This window comes from Ureibacillus endophyticus (assembly GCF_003628435.1).
In the GTDB taxonomy this organism is placed as follows: domain Bacteria; phylum Bacillota; class Bacilli; order Bacillales_A; family Planococcaceae; genus Ureibacillus; species Ureibacillus endophyticus.
Window position 1 is genome coordinate 49856 of sequence record NZ_RBZN01000005.1, and the last position, 18954, is coordinate 68809.

General features: G+C 34.8%; 18 protein-coding genes. All 18 read right to left on the bottom strand.

Going from position 1 to position 18954, the window contains the following annotated elements; genetic code table 11:
• Positions 1 to 6: 6 nt before the first annotated feature.
• A complete protein-coding gene (locus D8M03_RS03655) occupies positions 7 to 2118 on the bottom strand; it encodes an HD family phosphohydrolase (RefSeq protein ID WP_121213322.1) in 2112 nt (703 codons plus the stop codon).
• Between the two features lie 186 nt (positions 2119 to 2304).
• Entirely contained in the window at positions 2305 to 3261 is a 957-nt protein-coding gene (locus tag D8M03_RS03660) for a PhoH family protein (RefSeq protein WP_121213323.1), read from the bottom strand.
• Between the two features lie 2 nt (positions 3262 to 3263).
• Entirely contained in the window at positions 3264 to 4388 is a 1125-nt protein-coding gene (locus D8M03_RS03665; RefSeq protein WP_170148375.1) for a sporulation protein YqfD, read from the bottom strand.
• Positions 4372 to 4626, bottom strand: a complete 255-nt coding sequence (locus tag D8M03_RS03670) for a hypothetical protein (RefSeq protein WP_121213325.1) — start codon at positions 4624 to 4626, stop codon at positions 4372 to 4374. Before D8M03_RS03670 ends, D8M03_RS03665 begins: the two co-directional genes overlap by 17 nt.
• A gap of 103 nt (positions 4627 to 4729) precedes the next feature.
• A complete protein-coding gene (locus D8M03_RS03675) occupies positions 4730 to 5170 on the bottom strand; it encodes a hypothetical protein (RefSeq protein WP_147404813.1) in 441 nt (146 codons plus the stop codon).
• 51 nt (positions 5171 to 5221) lie between these two features.
• Positions 5222 to 6220 carry a flotillin-like protein FloA gene (floA, locus tag D8M03_RS03680; protein WP_121213327.1) on the bottom strand — a complete coding sequence of 333 codons (999 nt, stop codon included), beginning with the start codon at positions 6218 to 6220 and terminating at the stop codon, positions 5222 to 5224.
• Positions 6217 to 7548, bottom strand: a complete 1332-nt coding sequence (locus tag D8M03_RS03685; protein ID WP_121213328.1) for an NfeD family protein — start codon at positions 7546 to 7548, stop codon at positions 6217 to 6219. The genes floA and D8M03_RS03685 overlap by 4 nt, the downstream gene beginning before the upstream one ends.
• Positions 7549 to 7884: 336 nt before the next feature.
• Complete coding sequence (gene rpsU / locus D8M03_RS03690) at positions 7885 to 8058, bottom strand: 30S ribosomal protein S21 (RefSeq protein ID WP_004227078.1); 174 nt, start codon at positions 8056 to 8058, stop codon at positions 7885 to 7887.
• A 114-nt stretch (positions 8059 to 8172) separates the two neighbouring features.
• Complete coding sequence (gene deoC / locus D8M03_RS03695) at positions 8173 to 8841, bottom strand: deoxyribose-phosphate aldolase (RefSeq protein ID WP_121213329.1); 669 nt, start codon at positions 8839 to 8841, stop codon at positions 8173 to 8175.
• A gap of 156 nt (positions 8842 to 8997) precedes the next feature.
• Positions 8998 to 10332: a tRNA (N(6)-L-threonylcarbamoyladenosine(37)-C(2))-methylthiotransferase MtaB gene (mtaB, locus tag D8M03_RS03700; RefSeq protein WP_121213330.1), complete on the bottom strand. Its 1335-nt coding sequence runs from the start codon at positions 10330 to 10332 to the stop codon at positions 8998 to 9000.
• Positions 10333 to 10348: 16 nt separating this feature from the next.
• Positions 10349 to 11092 (bottom strand): 16S rRNA (uracil(1498)-N(3))-methyltransferase, encoded by a 744-nt coding sequence (locus D8M03_RS03705; protein ID WP_121213331.1) that lies wholly within the window; start codon positions 11090 to 11092, stop codon positions 10349 to 10351.
• A gap of 75 nt (positions 11093 to 11167) precedes the next feature.
• Positions 11168 to 12106: a 50S ribosomal protein L11 methyltransferase gene (gene prmA, locus D8M03_RS03710; RefSeq protein ID WP_121213397.1), complete on the bottom strand. Its 939-nt coding sequence runs from the start codon at positions 12104 to 12106 to the stop codon at positions 11168 to 11170.
• A 42-nt stretch (positions 12107 to 12148) separates the two neighbouring features.
• Positions 12149 to 13267: a molecular chaperone DnaJ gene (dnaJ, locus tag D8M03_RS03715; RefSeq protein ID WP_121213332.1), complete on the bottom strand. Its 1119-nt coding sequence runs from the start codon at positions 13265 to 13267 to the stop codon at positions 12149 to 12151.
• A 230-nt stretch (positions 13268 to 13497) separates the two neighbouring features.
• On the bottom strand, positions 13498 to 15336 hold the full coding sequence (gene dnaK, locus D8M03_RS03720; RefSeq protein ID WP_121213333.1) for a molecular chaperone DnaK: 1839 nt from the start codon (positions 15334 to 15336) through the stop codon (positions 13498 to 13500).
• Positions 15337 to 15393: 57 nt separating this feature from the next.
• Positions 15394 to 16005 carry a nucleotide exchange factor GrpE gene (gene grpE, locus D8M03_RS03725; RefSeq protein WP_414674143.1) on the bottom strand — a complete coding sequence of 204 codons (612 nt, stop codon included), beginning with the start codon at positions 16003 to 16005 and terminating at the stop codon, positions 15394 to 15396.
• Entirely contained in the window at positions 15992 to 17026 is a 1035-nt protein-coding gene (gene hrcA, locus D8M03_RS03730; protein ID WP_121213335.1) for a heat-inducible transcriptional repressor HrcA, read from the bottom strand. The genes grpE and hrcA overlap by 14 nt, the downstream gene beginning before the upstream one ends.
• A 96-nt stretch (positions 17027 to 17122) precedes the next feature.
• A complete protein-coding gene (gene hemW, locus D8M03_RS03735; RefSeq protein ID WP_121213336.1) occupies positions 17123 to 18262 on the bottom strand; it encodes a radical SAM family heme chaperone HemW in 1140 nt (379 codons plus the stop codon).
• A gap of 254 nt (positions 18263 to 18516) precedes the next feature.
• Positions 18517 to 18840 (bottom strand): hypothetical protein, encoded by a 324-nt coding sequence (locus tag D8M03_RS03740; protein WP_121213337.1) that lies wholly within the window; start codon positions 18838 to 18840, stop codon positions 18517 to 18519.
• Positions 18841 to 18954 lie beyond the last annotated feature (114 nt).

Here is an 18954-nt window from a genome sequence, read left to right on the forward strand (position 1 = left end):
GTCCTCCTACTTTTCATCTTTCGGATATTCAATTCTTGAGTGGAATATTCCATTTAACGTTTCACATAATACTTTTTCAATTTTCTTTAACTCTCTTAAGGATACATCACATTCATCAAATTGATGTTCTTGAACCCGGCCTTGAATGATTGAATGTACAAGTTTTTGAATTTTTTCTGCATTAGGTTGCTTCATAGAACGAACTGCAGCTTCTACACTATCTGCAATACTAATTACAGCTGCCTCTTTTGTTTGTGGTTTTGGTCCAGGGTAAGAAAATACTTTTTCATCAATTTCTCTACCTTCTTCTTTAGCTTTATGTAAGAAGTATTTTAATGTACTAGTACCATGATGTTGTAAGGCAATATCAATAATTTCCTTAGGCATTTTATATTGACGTAATAAATTTGCTCCATCAGTAGTATGTGCAATAATAATTTCAGCACTTCTTTCAGGTGGTAAAGAATCGTGAGGGTTAATCCCCGACATTTGATTTTCAATGAAAAAGGCAGGTCTTTTAGTTTTACCTAAGTCATGATAATAACAGCCAACCCTCGCTAGTAATCCATCAGCGCCTATAGCTTCACATGCTGCTTCTGCCAAGTTTGCAACCATTACACTATGATGGTAAGTCCCCGGTGTTTCAGTTAATAATTTTTTCAATAATGGATGATTTGGGTTTGATAGTTCAATTAATTTCATTGTCGACAAAATTCCAAATGCTGATTCAAAGAATGGTAATAATCCCATTGTTAATGCACCAGAAAGCATACCTGATGTAATACCAGCAACACCGTAAAATACTAACTCACTTAAACCATAATCAGATTGAGACATTAATAAGTAGAATGCTATAAATAAAATATTGACGATTGAAACGACTCCACAAGCTTTTAACAAATCAGATCGTTTTTCAATATTACGCATAAAGTAAATACTTGCGAGTCCACCAAAAATGATATATAAAGCAATATCCATTTGAAGAACAGCAGCATACCCTTCATGGAACATAATCCCTGCAGATGCAGCAGTTAATACTGTTACTAGTGCTGCTGCTTTTTCATTTGCCAATAGTCTTACGAGCATTGTGGCTAGGGCAGTAGGATAAAGGAAAGTAATCGTTTCATCAAATTGGTCTATTAACTGACTTAATATTTTCATTACAACAATAGACATGGAATAAACAATTGCTGTAACAAACACCGTATTACGTCTTTTTTCAAGTTCGACTTTTGATCGTTCAAACAATATAAACATAAAGGACATTTGCAAAATAACTAAAATTGCTAATCCGATAACTGGTTTTACAGTTGTATCATTATTTAACAGGCCAAGAAGTTCCAGCTGTCTGTATACTTCACGATTAACCAATTCCCCTTCTGAAACAATGATTTGCCCCTGTAATATACGTGTAGGCTCCACTTCTTCTCGAGCTTGGTGAATTAATTCTTTGGTTTTTTCTTCATCCAACATTTCTGTTTCAACGACTGCAGCTCTTCCGATGACAATTACCGCATTTAATATATTTTCATCAATATTCGTTGATTGGCGAATTTTTGATTCAATTTCGTTCCTTTTTAATGTTACTTCTTCTACTCGTATTGGCTCACTTAAAATTGTCTCTATTAAATCAGTCAATACTTTTGTTGCGTTATAGATTGCAGAATCCTGTACTGTTAATAGTGAGTGTAACTGACTATTTGTAAAAACTAATTGCGATTGACTATCCGTAATTTCTTTAAGTTTGTTTCGTAATTGACCTACTTGTGTTTCAGTAATTTTGTCAGATTTTATTTCTTTTCGAAAATCAGAAATAATTTCAAATATAGAATTCGCTAATGCAACCCGATGTTCAGCCGTTTCTTTATTAAAGACATATACCGGCTCCACATTATTCTCAGCATTGTCTCGATCTTGTTCAGTTTTCAATGTATCCTCAACGGTTTTAACGGCACGAATTGTTTCTGGCGCTAATTGAAATGCCTGGATATCGTAGGTTGTACCCCGAACATTGCCCAGCATTAATAAAAACTGAAGCAATCCTGTAAATAGTAGTACAACTATTAATAACGTTCGAAAACTTATCATATCTATAATTTTTTTATAGTGCTTACTCATTATGCACCCCCAAAAAATTCTATATATAATAGTTTACCAATTTATTAATATAATTTCATGAAATGTTACAAGAAAAAGAAAAAAATGTGTACGATTTACGCACACATTTTTCCATCTAAGTGTTATCAGGAAAAAACTATTCATTACTGTAGAGTCTTCCAAAGTTAAACGTGTAGCTTCAATTTTTTATAATTCCTGGTCCGTGTATGCTTGAATAATTTTCGCAACAAGAGGGTGACGTACAACATCACCAGCTTCTAAGATTTGGAAATTAATATCTTTGACATATTTCAATGTGCGTTCAGCAACAATTAATCCAGATTCAGTATTTTTTGGTAAGTCGATTTGGGATTTATCCCCAGTAATCACCATTTTAGACCCAAAACCTAAACGTGTTAAAAACATTTTCATTTGTGCATGAGTCGTATTTTGAGCCTCATCAAGTATAACAAAAGCATCATCAAGTGTACGACCGCGCATATAGGCTAACGGTGCAATTTCAATTGTACCACGCTCGATTAGTCGTTGTGTTTGTTCCGGCCCGTAAATATCATGCAATGCATCATATAACGGTCTAAGATAAGGATCTACTTTTTCTTTTAAATCACCAGGTAGAAACCCTAATGATTCACCTGCTTCTACAGCAGGTCGCGTTAAAATGATTCGTTTCACGTGTCCATTTTTTAAACTTTGTGTTGCCATTACTACAGCTAAATAAGTTTTACCAGTACCAGCAGGCCCAATTCCAAATACAAGGTCATTATGACGAATCGCTTTTATGTACTCGCGTTGACCAATTGTTTTTGCTCGTATTGGCTTCCCTTTGTAGTTTCTGGCAATTTCTTCTTGATATAATTCAGCAAAATATTCGATTGTCCCTTTATTTACCATTTCTATTGCAGTCGAAACATCACGTAAATCAATATTAATACCTTTTCGAATGACTTTTAATAATGCATGAAGAAGACTTGTAACTTGTTCTTTCTTTTCAGCTTCCCCTGCAATTTGAATTACTTCACCACGGGTAATAATTTGAACTTGAAATGTTTCTTCGATTAACTTTAGATTAGCATCACTCATTCCAAGTAACATTACAGCTTCGTTTGGGTTTTCTACTTGTAATTCTGATAATTGTTCTGTCATAATCAATCTCCTTGGACAATAGGGTAGTTTTTAGCAATATTTTCATTTACCAAAAATAGGACTTTCCCTTTAACTTTATCATCATCGAATGTAACGTGCAAAATGTTTTCTTTTTTTATAATCGTTTTCGGTGGTAAAGATTTTAATATTTTTTCGTGCAATAGCGGCAAAATGAACGATTCTAGTCGTTCTTCGGTAATCTCTTCCGTTACTGTAGTGTACTTTTGAGTCTTTTTGATTTCGATAAATTTTGAAAGCCACTCTGGCAAATCGACTTTTTGAAACGATTTTCCTTGCTCCTTTTCATTATTTATTTTGAAATCAAATACCCACTCCCGATTACTAGCTGAAATATATGTTACTTTCCTTGGTATACTAAATTCTGTTTCAAGCCAGTAATCTGCATAAACTTCTCCAGAAGCCCCTATTACAATCGATTTATCTCCAACTGTAATAACACCTGATACCAGTGTATCCCCTTTATATACAGTTGTATTCGGTAATACACGACGTTCTCCACTCGCGATTTCAAAATGTGTTATGACACCACTTTTAGCAGCTACTAAATGATTTTTGCCTTTTGTTTTATTTTCTTTATTATCTGTAATAGGTGCGAGCTGTGGAACGATCGTCATGCTACTACCTGTTTTTATTATATGCACCCAAGACAAGTCTCTTAACTGTTCCATGATAGTTTGACGTATTTCAAAATCTGATTTTACTTTTCCTTTGAGTGTTGGATAATCAAAATCTAAATTTTCTTTAATAACTTTTTCGACTGCCACACGAAGTTCAGGTGTTTCTGCTTCAACTTTCACATCCCATATAAATCGAGAGAAAAGAATAGGTATGCAAATTAAAAACAATAACCCTAAAGCTGTCCAACTATTTTTTTGTAAGATTCGCGATTCTTGTAAATAGCGAATCTTAACTTTCAAACGATATTTCTTTCTCGAAGCTCGAATAATCGGTATATCTTTTCGTGTCACTTCAAAGCGGATTTCTTGATCAAGATGTGCTAAATTTTTTATTTTCACATTTTTAACATGTAGATGTTGGATAAAAGCGTTTGCCCCGCTACCTTTATTTATACGAATTTCAACAGGTCGATTATCGTATTTTTTCATAGTCATTCACCTGTCTCTTCATTTCAAAACTTTGTAGTCCTTCTACATGGATAATGAATTCTTCCTCTTTTAATACATCTATATGTACTTCCTCCGCTTTTATTAAAATTGAAAAATCCTCATATAAAAATGCACAATGTCTATCAGAAGCTTCTAGAAATTTATATGTTCCAATCAATCTTAATTGGCGACAATTTGATATTTCAATTAATGGATCACTTTGGAATAATTTTTTCAAATTAAAATGCCCCCTTTCGCAAAGTATATGCTTATGCGAAAAGGGACATGATTTCAAATTCACGATTTGGTATTTTATTAAATAGATTTTACATTTAATAAAATTAGCGCTGTTTTGCCTTAGGAGGACCTAATATTTCTGAAGTGATAATCGCCTGTACAAGAGATTCTCTATCTTTGGGAATAATGCTTCCAATTTCTTTACTTTTAATTGGATCTTGGAGCTTAGCTTCTTTTCCTTTAGAGATTTGTTTAGTAGAACGATTTACATCAAATTTAGGTCTTGAATTTTCCTTTTTTTCAATAACTACTGGTTTTTCTATTTTCACTTCTGGTTCTGGTTGAACGGTTGGATTTGCCTTTTCATTAAGTTGTTGAAAGATTTCACTAGCAAAATCCTCTAATGTTCTAGCTTTTTTAGGTTGATGTTGTTTTTGGTCAAAAACTGGTTCTTTTTTATTATTAAATGGTGGCATCCCTTTTTGTTCTTTACTTTTTTTATTACCACTAAATAAAGAACTAATGATGAAAAGTACCACCATCATGATTATACCTTCCAAATTCGTACACTCCCTTCATGAGGTGTGTGAAAATTTCTATTTATCTGGTGTATCATTTTTTTCATTTGTTACTTTTGCAATGGAATCACGCATAGATGTATCTGCTTGAATATTTTTATAGTTCATATAATCCATAATTCCAAAGTTTCCAGAACGTAATGCTTCTGCCATCGCCATTGGTACTTCAGCCTCTGCTTCTACTACTTTTGCTTTCATTTCCTGAACTTTTGCTACCATCTCTTGCTCTTTTGCTACGGCCATTGCACGGCGTTCTTCCGCTTTCGCTTGTGCAATATTTTTATCAGCTTGTGCTTGCTCGATTTGTAATTCAGCACCGATATTTTTACCAACATCAACGTCCGCAATATCAATGGATAAGATTTCAAAGGCCGTTCCTGAATCTAAACCTTTTGCAAGTACTGTTTGAGAAATTAAATCTGGATTTTCTAAAACTTTTGAATGGCTTTCACTTGAACCAATTGTCGATACAATCCCCTCACCTACACGGGCGATGATTGTATCTTCCCCGGCACCACCAACAAGGCGATCTAAGTTTGCGCGTACAGTAATACGAGCTTTCGCTTTTACTTCAATCCCGTTAATTGCAACCCCTGCAATAAATGGCGTTTCAATAACTTTAGGGTTAACAGACATTTGCACTGCCTCTAATACATCACGACCAGCTAAGTCAATAGCTGCACAACGTTCAAAAGATAACTCAATATTTGCACGTTGAGCGGCAATTAAAGCATTAATTACTCGGTCTACATTACCACCTGCTAAGTAATGGGACTCTAATTGGTTAATTGTCACATCAAGTCCAGCTTTATGCGCCTTAATTAAAGGATTCACTACTCTTGCTGGAATTACTCGACGTAATCTCATCCCAATTAAAGTAAAGATACTAACTCTAACACCTGCTGCTATAGCACTAATCCATAGCGCTACCGGTACAAATGTAAAGAATACTGATAAAACAATAATAACTACAACTATGCCGATAATTAAACTAATGGCTGCTGCATCAAAAATCATACTTCTTCCACTCCTTTTTTCAGTTCTCTCACTACTATTCTTGACCCTTCAACTCGAATTACTTCAATTTTTTTATTTACATCAATATAGCTACCCTCTGACACAACATCAATTCGTTCATTTCCAATTAAAACTGTTCCCGCAGGACGAAGAGGTGTAATTGTGTCACCGATTTTTCCTAGTAACTCAATACGGTTCACATTCGATACATACCCTTCTTCCGTTGTCGTGGCATCTCTTAAAATAAGCTTGTTGAAAACATGAAGATTTTTTCCGAAGAATTTCATTAGTACCACCATTCCTATAACAGAAATAATCAGTGCGATTAAAATCGAATACGCCATATGAACCACACTTTCTCCTGCAAATAATAAACTTATAATCATCAATGCGCCACCAATAATACCAACAATACCACCTGGTACAAATAGTTCTGCAATTAATAATATAAAGCCTATTGCAAAAATCAATATTGATTCATACCCTGCAAATCCGGCAATAAAATGTCCAAAGAAAAATGCTGCAAACGAAGTAAGTCCAACAATACCCGGTATGCCAAATCCTGGTGAAAATAATTCAATCACTAACCCAAAACTCGCAATTGTTAATAGCAACGTTACAACAATTGGATTTGTTATAAATCGAGCTAGTTTTTCAGCAAAAGTTGGTTCAATGGACACAACTTCACTTTTTGACAAACCAAGTTCAGCGAGAAGTTCATTTAAATTAGCAACTGTACCATCTGAATAACCTACTTCAAGTGCTTCTTCCGCGGATAAAGTTAATAGTTTTCCAATTGGTGCTCGAAATTTTGGTAAATTAATTGATTCATCTGCCATGGCTTGTGCATAAAGCGGATCCTTACCAGAAGATTCTGCAGCAGCCCTCATTTCTGCAATCCACGCACTATTTGCTTTTTTACTAGCTGCATTTCCTGCACTATCAATAATAGCTGCCGCCCCAATTGTTCCATTCGGCACCATGTAGATTTTATCAGCGTGTAAGCTTAAATAGGCTCCTGCTGAATGCGCTTTCGAATTTACAAAAGCGATAATATTCAATGGTGTACTATCCATAAGTTTCGCTATATCCTCAGCGGCATCTGTAAAACCTCCTGGGGTATGTATCTCTAATATGACTGTTTTAGCCTTTGCTTCAACGGCTTCATCAAATGCACGCTTTAAATAGGCATGTAACCCTTTTTCCACTTCATCTTCCAGCAGAATATGATACACTCGGTCATTTGCATGTACTGTTAAACTCGGTAAGAAAAGAACGAATGATAGCAACAACATTATAGTCCAGCTAAACATTCTCCCTTTGTTCATTGTTCCACCTCCCTTTATGTAGCAGTTTTTCATTTGTTATCTTATTTACGAATGAATGATAGGAAAGTTTCAAAATTTAATCAAATAATGTTTTATTTATGTATAAAAAATTTTTCAACCATTAGAATATTATTATCTCATGTATTTTCCCACTTTTGAAATATTTCAATTAATCCTTATAAAAATAAGAAAAAGTACATATAATACACTTTGTAAAAAAGTCCAAAAAAGTAAAATACCCCAGTATCTGTATAATTACAAATACTAGGGTATATCATTTTTTGTCCTCAGTGAATCATAAAATTGCGTGTTATGAACGTAGGGATTGTTAGGAAATTACCACTTACGTTTACGTGCAGCTTCTGATTTCTTTTTACGTTTTACGCTCGGTTTTTCATAAAATTCGCGTTTTCTAACCTCTTGAATTGTACCACTTTTAGATACAGTACGTTTGAAGCGGCGAAGAGCATCTTCAAGCGATTCGTTTTTTCTAACGACAGTTTTTGACATCTCTCTTTCCCTCCCTCCGAACACACGTCAATACACCAATAACAACTTTCCGTTACTTGTGTACTAAAGAATTATAACGTATAGTTTTTAATCAGTCAATAGAAAGAATTATAATTAATAGTTAGAATCGGAAATTAATCCTTGCATGATCGCAACACCTGAACTTGCACCTATTCTTGTTGCCCCTGCTTCAACCATTTTTTTCATATCTTCTAATGAGCGTACCCCACCAGAAGCCTTCACTCCGATAGTAGGTCCAACAGTTTTTCTCATTAATGCAACATCCTCAACTGTCGCTCCACCAGTTGAAAAACCTGTAGATGTTTTTACGAAGTCAGCACCTGCTTCAACAGATAGTTCACAAGCTTTTACCTTTTCTTCGTCTGTTAATAACGAAGTTTCAATAATTACTTTTACTAGAGTACCATTCGCTGCTGCTACAACTGCTTTAATATCGTCACGGACAATATCGTATTGACCTTCTTTTAATGCTCCAATATTGATAACCATATCAATTTCTTCAGCACCATTTTCAATCGCATTTTTAGTTTCAAAAGCTTTTACTTCAGATGTAGTTGCACCTAAAGGAAATCCGATAACCGTACATACTTTTACATTTGTACCTTTTAATAATGTAGAGCTTAAGTTAACCCAAGTTGGATTTACACAAACTGATGCAAACTCATATTTTTTTGCTTCATCACAGATTTTTTCAATTTGTGACTTTGTTGCTTCTGGTTTCAGTAAAGTATGATCAATCATCGATGCATAATTTTTTGACATGAAAATTACTCCTTTTACAATTTAAGTTGTACGTACCTCTTAATAATACCATTAAAAATGAAATTATCGAATTTACAGATTGTTTATTTTCTTATTTTGTCCCAAACAGAAAAAATAAAAAGCGACAAAACCGTTTTATTGTTTTGTCGCTTAAAATTATTGTACTTGTTCTGCTAAAACTCTAACAAATTGTCCTTCATTATAAGGATAACCTGCTTTTAAAATTTTTACTTTAATTAATTTTCCAATAAGGTCTTCTGAACCTTCAAATACAACACGTAAATAGTTATCTGTATAACCTACGAAAAGATTTGGATTGTCACTTTCTTTATAGTGCTCTTCTGGAATAATTTCTAATACTTCACCTTCAAAACGAGATGCATATTCTTTTGCAAGTTGGTCGTTTAACGTTAATAAACGGTGTACTCGCTCATTTTTTACATCTTCATCGATTTGGTCTTCCATTCGCGCTGCCGGTGTTCCAGTACGTTTAGAGAATGGGAATACATGAAGTTCAGCAAATTTATGTTTCGCAATAAAATTATAAGTCTCCATGAATTCTTCTTCAGTTTCACCAGGGAAACCAACAATTACATCAGAAGTAATCGCTAAATCTGGTAACGCATCATTTAAACGCTCTAGACGTTCTGCAAAGAAGTCCATCGTATATTTACGACGCATACGCTTTAATACTGTATCTGAACCAGATTGAATTGGAATGTGTAAATGGCGAACAACAATATTTGAATTTTTTAATACATCTATCACTTCATCTGTTAATTGAGATGCTTCAATCGATGAAATACGTAAACGTTTAAGCCCCTTAACGTTTGCTTCTAAATCTCGTAAAAGTTGAGCTAAGTTATAATCTTTGAAATCTTGTCCATATCCACCTGTATGGATACCTGTTAATACAATTTCAAGATATCCTGCATCTACAAGTTGTTGTGCCTGTTTAATTACTTCTTGTGGGTCACGTGAACGCATTAAACCACGTGCCCATGGAATAATACAGAACGTACAGAAGTTATTACAGCCTTCTTGGATTTTTAAAGATGCTCTCGTACGGTCAGTAAAATACGGCACATCTAATTCTTCATATACACGGTTTTTCATGATATTACGAACCGCGTTGATTGGTTGACGTTCTTGTCTATATTGATCTATGTAACCCAACATTTTCTGACGATCTTGAGTACCTACAACAATATCAACACCTGGTATTGCCATGATCTCAGCTGGAGAAGTTTGTGCATAACAGCCTGTTACACAAATTACTGCATCTGGATTTTGACGTACTGCACGACGTATTACTTGGCGTGATTTTTTATCACCAGTATTTGTTACAGTACATGTATTAATAACATAAACGTCCGCTTGGTGTTCAAAATCAGTACGTTCATATCCATGCTCTTTAAAAAGTTGCCATATTGCTTCTGTTTCATAATGGTTTACTTTACAGCCTAATGTATGAAAAGCCACCGTTGACATTTATTTAACACCTCTTTCATTCAAATTCATATGAAATAGCAGAAAGCGCATATAATGGCGCAGTTTCTGCTCGTAATATTCGAGGTCCAAGAGACATAGTTTCACTACCAGCTTCTATTAAGCTTTTTGCCTCATTACGAGATATTCCACCTTCAGGACCGAAAATTAATAAAATAGACTTCGATTCATTATCATACACTTTTTTTAGTTTATCCGCAAATCTTGTACGTATTTCTTGTTTGGCATCTTCTTCATCTGCAATAAAAACTGCATCATAATTCGGGATAATCGATAATAATTGTTTAAATGAGATAGGACTCATAATTTCAGGTATTTGTGTTCGGTGTGATTGTTCAGCAGCTTCTTTTGCAATTTTTTGTAATCGCTCTGTCTTCTTTTCACCCTTTTTGTCATCCCATTTCACGATCGAACGTTCAGCTGCAAAAGGAATCAAGGCATGCATACCGAGTTCTGTTCCTTTTTGAGTAATTAAATCTAGTTTATCCCCTTTTGGTAAACCACAAGCAATCGTTACTTGGACAGGCATCTCCGGTGAAGGAATTGTTTCTCCCGTTTGCTTTACGATAACATTTTGTCCCACTGATACAATTTTGCAAATATAGGCAGTATTATTTTGTACAACAATCAATGATTCGCCGATTTCCATTCGCATCACTTTTAAAATGTGTTTCGCATTTTCCCCTGTTATAATCACTTCATTTTGGTCGTTAAATTGTTCATCTATGAAATAACGCTGCATTTTGCACCTCAGTCGAAAGTAATATGTAATGAAAAAGAAGGAGTTGACCCACGGGTTTGGGACAACTCCTGTACATTATGGTCGTCTTGCAATAATTGCTACCCAATCTTCCATCATTAATACTTCCTCAATTACAAATCCTGATTTGATAAGAGCTGATTTTACATCTTCTTTTTTAGCACCGATAATACCCGATGTTACGTATAGCCCACCAGGTTTTACAATTGAGAAGGCATCATCTGTGAAAGTCATAATAATTTCAGCAAGGATATTTGCTACTACCACATCAGCTGGATCTGATACAGTTTCTAGTAAATTGCCATGAAAAACTTCCGCAATATGTTGCACTTTATTTAATTCGATATTTTCTCGAGCTGATTTGACCGCAACTTCATCTAAATCAAGGGCATGAACTTTTTTTGCTCCTAACATCGCTGCAGCAATCGCTAGAACACCAGAACCAGTACCAACATCGACAACAACATCATCAGGTTTCACGACTTTTTCTAAGGCTTGTAAACACATAACTGTCGTTGGATGTGTACCAGTACCAAAAGCCATGCCTGGATCTAGTTCGATCATTAATTCATCCGTGTTAACTGGAGTATAGTCTTCCCAAGTTGGAACAATTGTAAAACGCTCCGAAATTTTCACTGGATGATAGTACTGCTTCCAAGCTGTTGCCCAATCTTCTTCATTAACTTCAGTTGTCGTAAAGTTATTTTCCCCAATATTTATATCAAAATTACTTAGATTTGCGATTGCAAGCTTTATTTCTTCAACTGTTTCAGCTAAAAAACTAGACGCAGGTAAATAAGCTTTTACCACTACTCCACTTGTTGGGTAATCATTTGGATTCAATGCATATATTTCTCCAAATTGATCTACCCTCTCTTTTCCTAATTCAGTTGAATCTTCTATGACAACACCACTCGCGCCTGCTTCATGTAGAATATTTGAAATAGCCTCAACCGCTTCGTTTGTTGTTAATATAGACAGTTCTGTCCATGTCACTTGCAATCAGCTCCTCCTAAAATTTGTAATACATTTTGAATCTTATTCACCTTTGAATGTTTTTTTAATTTTATCAAATAGTGAACTACTTTGTTCTTCTGGGATATCTCCGCTTATTTCAGCAAAGTCACGTAATAATTGCTTTTGTTTTTCAGTTAATTTAGTAGGTGTAACAACTTTTACAATGACATATTGGTGTCCTGTACCATAACCATGTACATTTTTTACACCTTTATCTTTAATTCGGAATTGTGCACCAGATTGTGTACCTGCTGGAATTTTTAATTTTACTTTCCCATGGACTGTAGGAACTTCAATTTCATCACCAAGAGCAGCTTGTGGGAATGTTAGTTTTAATTCGTAATAAATATCATCGCCGTCACGTTCAAAGTATGGATGCTCTTTTACATTGAAGACAATATATAAGTCACCTGCTGGACCACCGTTAATTCCTGGTTCACCTTGACCAGAAACACGTAATTGTTGGCCATCATCTACACCTGCAGGAATTGTAACTTTAATTTTCTTACGTTTTTGAACTGTACCTGCACCATGACAAGTTGAACATTTTTCCACAATAATTTTCCCGTTACCACGGCATGTGCTACATGTGCGTCTGTTTACCATACGGCCGAATGGCGTTTCAACAGTTTGATTAATTTGACCAGTTCCACTACATGTTGTACATGTTTTTGGATTAGTTCCTGGTTTTGCACCAGATCCTTTACATGTATCACATGTTTCATCTTTTGGAATTTCTATTTCTGTTTGTTTACCGAAGACCGCATCTTCAAATGAAATATTCATGCGATATTGTAAGTCATCACCTTTTCTAGGTGCGTTAGGGTCTTGTCGACGACTACCCCCACCAAAGAAGGAACTGAAAATATCTTCAAATCCACCGAATCCAGAGCCTCCGAAGCCTCCAAAACCACCTTGACTTGGACCTTCATGGCCGAATTGATCATATTGGGCACGTTTGTTTTGATCACTTAATACTTCATACGCTTCTGCAATTTCTTTAAATTTTTCATCTGCACCAGGTTCTTTATTGATATCAGGATGATATTGTTTTGACAGCTTACGATATGCCTTCTTGATTTCATCTTGGCTCGCAGTTTTGCTGACACCTAGTACTTCATAATAATCCCGTTTACTCATACCTCACACTCCGCTCTATTACATAACCAATATTGTATCATAGAATATACTTCATCTGTGCAATGAAAAAGTCAAAGACAAATTCGGTCTTTGACTTTTTACTTTCCTAATTTATACGAATAATCATTGTATTGCTACTATGGTTAGCTACTAGTCATTCTACTTCGTCAGTAAGTGCTGCAAACAACACTTCTAATATTCGAGACTAGTCGCTTTTAGCACATTCGTGATTATTTATCGTCTTTTACTTCTTCAAAGTCAGCATCTACTACACCGTCATCTTTTTTACCAGCATCAGCGTTAGCATCTGAGCCACCTTGTGCTGCTTGAGCAGCTGCTGCAGCTTGTTCGTAAACTTTCATAACAAGTGGTTGTAGGATACCTTCTAATTTTTCTTTAGCAGATTTGATTCCTCCGATTTCACCCGCTTCTAATGCTTTTTTCAATTCTTCTTTTGCATCTTCAACAGATTTTTTCTCATCTTCTGAGATTTGTTCACCAAGATCAGTAATTGTTTTATCTACTTGGAATACTAATTGATCTGCTTCGTTTCGTAATTCCGCTTCTTCTTTACGTTTCGCATCTGCTTCTGCGTTCGCTTCAGCATCTTTTACCATACGTTCGATTTCTTCGTCTGTTAAACCAGAATCAGATTGAATAACGATTGTTTGTTCTTTTTGAGTACCTAAGTCTTTTGCTTTTACAGAAACAATACCGTTTTTATCAATATCGAACGTTACTTCAATTTGAGGTACTCCACGTGGAGCTGGTGGAATGTCAGCTAATTGGAAACGACCAAGTGTTTTGTTATCTGCAGCCATTGGACGTTCACCTTGTAACACGTGAATATCTACTGCTGGTTGGTTGTCAGCTGCTGTAGAGAATACTTGTGATTTAGATGTTGGAATTGTAGTATTTCGGTCGATTAATTTCGTGAATACTCCACCCATTGTTTCAATACCAAGAGAAAGTGGTGTTACGTCAAGTAATACGATATCTTTCACATCACCAGTTAATACCCCACCTTGAACTGCTGCACCCATTGCAACTACTTCGTCTGGGTTAACACCTTTGTGTGGCTCTTGGTTTGTTTCTCTCTTCACAGCTTCTTGTACTGCTGGAATACGAGTAGATCCACCTACTAGAATTACTTTGTCTAAATCTGAAGCAGAAAGACCGGCATCAGATAACGCTTGACGTGTTGGAATAATTGTACGTTCTACTAAGTCACGAGTGATTTCATCAAATTTCGCACGAGTTAAGTTAAGTTCTAAGTGTAATGGACCATCAGCACCAGCTGTGATGAATGGTAATGAAATTTGAGTTGATGTTACACCAGATAAATCTTTTTTCGCTTTTTCTGCTGCATCTTTTAAACGTTGCATTGCCATTTTATCTTTTGATAAATCAATGCCGTTTTCTTTTTTGAACTCTTCAACTAAATAATCCATTACCTTTTGGTCGAAGTCGTCCCCACCTAGTTTGTTATCACCAGCTGTTGCTAAAACTTCAAATACACCGTCACCTAATTCTAGGATAGATACGTCAAACGTACCACCACCAAGGTCAAATACTAGGATTTTTTGATCTACGTCTTGTTTGTCTAAACCATATGCTAATGCAGCAGCTGTTGGTTCGTTAATGATACGCTCTACTTCAAGACCTGCAATTTTACCAGCGTCTTTTGTTGCTTGACGTTGAGCATCGTTAAAGTAAGCGGGAACTGTAATAACCGCTTTTGTTACTTTTTCACCTAAGTAGTCTTCAGCATAACCTTTTAAGTATTGTAAAATCATTGCTGATACTTCTTGTGGAGTATATTCTTTATCTTCAATTTTAACTTTTTCAGAAGTACCCATTTTTGATTTAATAGACAAAATAGTATTTGGGTTTGTGATTGATTGACGTTTTGCTACTTCACCAACTTGACGTTCGCCATTTTTAAATGAAACAGCAGAAGGAGTAGTACGGTTTCCTTCTGGGTTTGGAATTACTTTTGGTTCGCCGCCTTCTAATACAGCTACACAAGAGTTTGTTGTTCCTAAGTCAATACCAATAATTTTGCTCATATTAAATTTTTCCTCCTATTATTAAAAAAACAACTAAGTTATTTTCTAAAATTACTATTATTCATTTACTGAAACCATTGAAGGTCGCAGTACACGATCTTTTAATTTATAACCTTTTTGAAGCTCACGAAGTACAATTCCAGATTCTTTTTCTGAATCTGCTTCCTGCATAACAGCTTGGTGTACTGTAGGATCAAAGACTTGACCTTCAGCTGGAATAACCTCCAAGCCTTCTTGTTTTGTAGCTTCAATAAATGTTTTATAAACCATTTCAATTCCTTTATATAAAGCTTGAGCATCATCAGAACTTACTTCTACTTGTAATGCACGTTCGAAGTTATCGATTACCGGCAATAGATCTGTTAAAAGCTTTTGAGCGCGATATTTTTCCGCTGCTTCGCGATCTAATTGTGTTCTTCGACGTAAGTTATCAAAATCAGCTCTGAGGCGAAGGAAACGATTTTCTTCTTCTTCTAATTTTGCTTTCAATTCAGCCACTTCTGCACTAAGTTTTTCTTCAGCAGTCAGTTCTACCTCATTTGTTTGCTCATCTTGTGCATTGTTCTCATTATTTAATTCTGTTTCAGTAGTTTGAGAAATTTGCTGCTCTTGCTGCTCTTTGTTTTCTGTCGTTTCAGACACCTGTATATCCTCCTTATAACCCATCATTAAGTTTATTTGAAAGTACACGAGATAGCCCATTACGCATAACGTCTAGTAATGTAATAACACGCTGATAATCCATTCGAGTTGGACCAATGATTGCAATGGATCCTTCTTGATCTTTGCCAACAGAATAACTTGCGGTAATGACGCTTAAATCGTCCATTGCTAAGTGATTATTTTCAGAACCAATTCGAATATGAATACCTGAATTACTCGGTTGGAATAGTGAAATCACTTGACTTTCCTTATCCATTAACTCCATTAGTGCGCGGACTTTATTTAAATCGTGAAACTCGGGTTGATTTAACATATTAGTTTTACCGCCAAAGTAAATTTTGTTTTCATTTTGAACGGCAGTAACATTTTTTAAAGATTGGAAAATTGCATCTGCTGTATGAATATGTTGTTTTAATACTTCAAATGTCTCCAATTCTAGTTTGGATTGTAGCTCTAATAATGGAACACCAACTAAACGTTCGTTTAAGATATTAACTGTTTTTTCAATATCTGATGGATTAAATCCTTCTGGTAACGTGATTGTACGGTTTTCAACGTGACCATTATCCGTGACGATAATTGCTACAGCAGTGTCTCTAGATAAAGGTACAATTTGAAACCTTTTTACTCGATGCTTCCCAACATTTGGTCCAAGTAAAATCGTTGTATATGAAGTTAAATCAGACAAAATGTTAGCAGATTCACGAATTACTTGTTCCATTTCTACAATTTGACTTTTAAAAATTGATTGAATTAAACCAATATCTTCAAAGGACATTGATTTGGGTTGTAACAAGTGGTCAACATAAAAACGATATCCTTTTTCAGATGGGACACGACCAGAAGAAGTGTGGGTTTTTTCTAAATAACCTAACTCCTCTAAATCCGCCATCTCGTTGCGAATTGTCGCAGGACTAAAAGGAATCCATTCTTTTTTTGAAATTTGACGTGACCCTACTGGCTGAGCTGAAATAACAAAATCATCAACGATTACCTGCAATATTTGTAATTGTCGATTTGTTAACATGTCTTCACCTCTGTTAGCACTCGTTTATTCAGAGTGCTAATACTTATTTTAAATTATCAAATCTCTAAAATTATGTCAACGAAAACAACCTTAATCTTAAAGTAAAAATTGCTGAAACACTTCATTACCAATAAAACGACCTTTTCTTGATAACCTGACAAACCGTCCATCATCAATCAATAAACCATTATTCACTAATTGCTGAATTGTATCAACGAATAAACTTTTTAAAGGAGTACCGAATTTCCTTTCAAACTCATCAAATGAAACACCTTCATTTTTCCTTAAACCTAAAAACATCTGTTCCTCAATCATTTCTTCCTTGGTTACTTTATGAGTACTTAATAATGGACGACTCGAATCATTAATTGAAGAAATGTATTTTTTAATCGGTCCAATGTTTGAATACCGATCTCCATTTAAATAACCATGGGCCCCAGCTCCGAATCCTGCATATTCATCATTATCCCAATAAATTTTATTATGTGTAGATTGGTAACCATCTAACGCAAAATTACTAATTTCATACTGTTTAAGGCCATTCTGTTCCATTTTATTCATTAGTAGATCATACATATCCGCCTCTAATTCTTCTGTTGGTAGATTTAACTTTCCTTTAGCATAGCGAATATAAAAAATCGTCTTTGGTTCAACAATTAAAGAATATGCTGAATAATGTGGGAGTTTTAATTGGAAAGCTTTATTTAAAGTGTCTTCCCACTGTTCCATTGTTTGACCAGGTAACCCATACATTAGATCGATACTAATATTTTCAAAACCAACTGCTTTAGCGTGCTCTATCGTTTCATAAACATGTTCATTTGAATGAGTTCTACCTAATTTTTTTAATAATTGTTCATCAAAGGATTGAACTCCCATGCTTAATCGATTAACTCCACCACTTTTTAAAGCTTTTAATTTATCAATAGTCAATTCATCAGGATTTGCTTCAGAACTGAATTCAATTACCTTATTTGTTGGCAAGTATTTAGCAATTAAATCTAGTAGACGTTTGATTTGTTCTGCTGATAAAGCAGTTGGCGTTCCTCCACCTAAGAAAATTGTTTCGATGTTATCAAATTTCCCCGGCATCTGTTGAACGACCAATTCCATTTCTTTTCCGACTGCTTCAATATATTCATCGACTGGCTGATTTTTAAAGAATACTTTATTAAAATCACAGTAATTACAAATTTGATGACAGAAAGGAATATGTATATAGACACCGCGCGCCATTTGTTTCCCTTCTTTCCTTAATTTCTAGTGCTAACCTTTATTGTACCCTTAGACTATAAAAATTCAATTTAATCGCACATAAAATAACAAAATACAACATTTAACTGTAGAAAACTATAGTACTTCACTGATTCTAAATGGGTAACTTTTTTAAAAAGTTCATCCTTATTGGTAGTGTAACAGCACTATATAACTTGTCCTAATCAAAAAAGCCCCAATAATTTGCTTATAGGCAAACTTGGGGACATTTCAAATTAAATCGCATATGCAACTTGTTCACTGTGAAGTTTATGTAATAATTCAACTGCGCTTATTGTAGAAAATTTTTCTGAAAAATCTAGTGCTTCATTTTGTGTTTTAAAAGTAAATGAGCCTAATTCTTTTTCAATATTAAATTTATCGTTATCTAATTTTATTAAATATACACGGATTCTAGGACGATATGGTTTTTCAAGATTAATATTATCACTTGCAATTAATGTGCCAAATGTCGGATTTTTCTCATTAATTATTGTGTTAATTACAACCAAATCATCTAGTTCAAACCAACTTGGAATATTGACTACTACGTTACTCATTGTTCATAACTCCTCCCTGTTGTTCTTCACATGAAGCTAAACACCCATAAATATCCATTTTCCAGATATTCACTCACCTTCCACTAATAATATTGTACTATATTTGTTTAGGTT

Bases quoted from the DNA above. Each gene is read 5' to 3' on its own strand.
- D8M03_RS03665 (WP_170148375.1), bottom strand. From the start codon at position 4,388: ATGAAAAAATACGATAATCGACCTGTTGAAATTCGTATAAATAAAGGT.
- grpE (WP_414674143.1), bottom strand. From the start codon at position 16,005: ATGATGGGTTATAAGGAGGATATACAGGTGTCTGAAACGACAGAAAAC.
- deoC (WP_121213329.1), bottom strand. From the start codon at position 8,841: ATGTCAAAAAATTATGCATCGATGATTGATCATACTTTACTGAAACCA.
- D8M03_RS03655 (WP_121213322.1), bottom strand. From the start codon at position 2,118: ATGAGTAAGCACTATAAAAAAATTATAGATATGATAAGTTTTCGAACG.
- D8M03_RS03740 (WP_121213337.1), bottom strand. From the start codon at position 18,840: ATGAGTAACGTAGTAGTCAATATTCCAAGTTGGTTTGAACTAGATGAT.
- hemW (WP_121213336.1), bottom strand. From the start codon at position 18,262: ATGGCGCGCGGTGTCTATATACATATTCCTTTCTGTCATCAAATTTGT.
- rpsU (WP_004227078.1), bottom strand. From the start codon at position 8,058: ATGTCAAAAACTGTCGTTAGAAAAAACGAATCGCTTGAAGATGCTCTT.
- D8M03_RS03705 (WP_121213331.1), bottom strand. From the start codon at position 11,092: ATGCAGCGTTATTTCATAGATGAACAATTTAACGACCAAAATGAAGTG.
- floA (WP_121213327.1), bottom strand. From the start codon at position 6,220: ATGATTTTTGATGCAGCAGCCATTAGTTTAATTATCGGCATAGTTGTA.
- dnaJ (WP_121213332.1), bottom strand. From the start codon at position 13,267: ATGAGTAAACGGGATTATTATGAAGTACTAGGTGTCAGCAAAACTGCG.
- D8M03_RS03685 (WP_121213328.1), bottom strand. From the start codon at position 7,548: ATGAACAAAGGGAGAATGTTTAGCTGGACTATAATGTTGTTGCTATCA.
- mtaB (WP_121213330.1), bottom strand. From the start codon at position 10,332: ATGTCAACGGTGGCTTTTCATACATTAGGCTGTAAAGTAAACCATTAT.
- D8M03_RS03675 (WP_147404813.1), bottom strand. From the start codon at position 5,170: ATGATGGTGGTACTTTTCATCATTAGTTCTTTATTTAGTGGTAATAAA.
- dnaK (WP_121213333.1), bottom strand. From the start codon at position 15,336: ATGAGCAAAATTATTGGTATTGACTTAGGAACAACAAACTCTTGTGTA.
- D8M03_RS03660 (WP_121213323.1), bottom strand. From the start codon at position 3,261: ATGACAGAACAATTATCAGAATTACAAGTAGAAAACCCAAACGAAGCT.
- hrcA (WP_121213335.1), bottom strand. From the start codon at position 17,026: ATGTTAACAAATCGACAATTACAAATATTGCAGGTAATCGTTGATGAT.